The organism is Streptomyces monticola (assembly GCF_042665355.1).
Classification (GTDB): domain Bacteria; phylum Actinomycetota; class Actinomycetes; order Streptomycetales; family Streptomycetaceae; genus Streptomyces; species Streptomyces monticola.
The window spans coordinates 1-1,638 of record NZ_JBHTCF010000060.1 but is presented as its reverse complement, the minus strand read 5'-3'; the positions used below and the strand labels follow the sequence as shown (position 1 = coordinate 1,638).

Annotated in this window: 1 protein-coding gene; it reads left to right on the top strand. The window is 67.9% G+C overall.

Going from position 1 to position 1,638, the window contains the following annotated elements:
* Positions 1–74 precede the first annotated feature (74 nt).
* The gene (locus ACFQVC_RS42420) at positions 75–1,613 is read left to right on the top strand and encodes an ISL3 family transposase (RefSeq protein ID WP_465270605.1); all 1,539 of its coding nucleotides are present in this window, start codon (positions 75–77) and stop codon (positions 1,611–1,613) included.
* Positions 1,614–1,638 lie beyond the last annotated feature (25 nt).

The following is a 1,638-nucleotide window of genomic DNA, read 5'->3' as shown; positions in this document are numbered from 1 at the left end:
GGCTCTTCCAAGAATTTCGTAGGCGCTGATCGGCTTGGGGTTTCTGGCGTCTGACGTGCCCGGGTTCGGTCAGGATGGTCGCGTGTAGTGTCGAACTATCCGTGCTGCTCCCGCAGTTGGTGGACGTACAGGTGAGACAGGTGCGTGCGGGAGCGGACGTGATCCGGATTGAGGCCCGCACCCGCGACGGAGTGGCGCGCGCCTGTCCGGGCTGTGGTCGGTCGTCTTCGTGGGTGCACTCGCGGTATGTGCGGCACGTGGCCGACGAGGCCGTCGGCGGCAGACCGGTGATGATCGACCTGTCCGTGCGGCGGTTGTACTGCGAAAATCCGGCCTGCTCGAAGGCGACCTTCGTCGAGCAGGTGACCGGGCTGACGGAGCGGTATCAGCGGCGGACTCCGGGATTGCGCCGGGTGGTCGAGGCGGTCGCGGTGGCGCTGGCCGGCTCGGCCGGTGCCCGTCTGCTGGCCGTGCTGCATCACGTGCTGAGCTGGGCGAGCGTGCTCAACTGCCTGATGCGGATCGCGCTACCCGAACGCGATGCTCCGAGAGTGGCCGGGATTGACGAGTTCGCTCTGCTCAGAGGCCACCGCTACGCCACGATCATCATGAACGCCGAAACCGGCCAGCGCATCGACGTGCTGCCCGACCGGAAGGTCACCACGGTGTCGGCGTGGCTGCGGGACCATCCCGGCGTGCGGGTGGTCTGCCGGGACGGTGCGGGCAGCTTCGCCCAGGCCACCCTCGAGGCCGATCCCGCCATCGTGCAGGTCATGGACCGCTGGCACCTCTGGCACGGCTTGGTCGAGGCGACCTTGAAGGACGTCACCGCCCACAGTTCCTGCTGGGGGAAGTTCGGCCCTCCGCTGGTCGAGGGCAAACGCGCGCAGAACACGCGGGATCGGTGGCGACAGGTGCATGAGCTGCTCGACCAGGGTGTTGGTCTGCTGGAGTGCTCCCGCCGGCTCGGCCTGGCCCTGAACACCGTCAAACGCTATGCCCGGCACACCGAGCCCGACCGGCTCATGCGCACCCCGACCTACCGGCCCGGTCTGGTCGACCCCTACCGGGGCTATCTGCGCGAGCGCCGTGAGCAAGATCCGGCTGTCCCGGTCACTCGCCTGCTCGCCGAGATCCGCGCACGCGGCTACGGCGGCAGCGCGAACCTTCTGGTCCGCTACATCAACTCCGGCCGCGTTGAGGCAGATCACGCGGTGATGTCTCCGCGCAGGGTGACCGGCCTGCTGACCACGCACCCCGACCGGCTCGACGAGGACCAGCACCGACTACGTGACCAACTGTCCGAGACCTGCGCGGAGATGACCGTCCTGGCCGCCGAGATTCAGTCTTTCGCCCGGCTGCTGATCCCAGCTGAAGGAGACGCCGCTGAGCTGACCGACTGGATTGCCCGGACCCGCGCCGCGGATCTGCCCTTCCTGCACGCCTTCGCCACCGGCCTGGAACGCGACCGCGCCGCCGTCGACGCGGCCGTGACCCTGCCTTGGCACAACGGCCGCACCGAAGGCGCCAACACGAAGGTCAAACTCATCAAACGGCAGCTCTACGGCCGAGCCGGACACCGCCTCCTACGCCAGCTCATCCTGCTCAACTGACGCCTACGAAATTCTTGGAAGAGCC

Excerpts from the sequence above, each read along its gene's own strand:
- ACFQVC_RS42420 (WP_465270605.1), top strand. The coding sequence starts at position 75 with ATGGTCGCGTGTAGTGTCGAACTATCCGTGCTGCTCCCGCAGTTGGTG.